Consider the following 430-nt stretch of genomic DNA (forward strand, 5'->3'; position numbering starts at 1 on the left):
GAGAAGCGAGGGTGATGCGAGTAGGAAGAGGATGTAGCCGGTAAGTTCGAAGGGTTAAGCGATTTGGTTGCGGCCTTTCATCTTGGCGGCGATCTTCTCGCCTATGCTTTTCGCTGCGCGTGCACCGTTCATAGCACTGCCAAGTCCTGAACCTCTCGTAATTATTCCACGTACTCCAGTAGCAGATACAGGGGAGCCGCCCATGATGGTCGCCGCATAATTAGGCAGTTCCACGGCCAAGACTGTAAATGCCGAGAAGCACAAAAGCATTACGAAGTTGCCTGTAAGACTCAGATCTATCTTGCCATTGACTATGATATACGAGTTTATAAAGCTGAGTTCCAACGCAATGACTGCCGCGAACAACACTTGAGTCAGCATAAACCCCGCCATGACTGAAGCCCACCCCCAAAACCATTGCTTCGTTTGC

General features: G+C 50.5%; 1 protein-coding gene. It reads right to left on the reverse strand.

Going from position 1 to position 430, the window contains the following annotated elements; genetic code table 11:
• Window positions 1-54: 54 nt before the first annotated feature.
• On the reverse strand, window positions 55-430 hold a 376-nt coding region (locus ALO64_RS15040), incomplete at its 5' end, for a type IV secretion system protein (RefSeq protein WP_162232075.1).

Origin of the sequence: Pseudomonas meliae, from assembly GCF_001400515.1 — a bacterium.
In the GTDB taxonomy this organism is placed as follows: Bacteria; Pseudomonadota; Gammaproteobacteria; order Pseudomonadales; family Pseudomonadaceae; genus Aquipseudomonas; species Aquipseudomonas amygdali.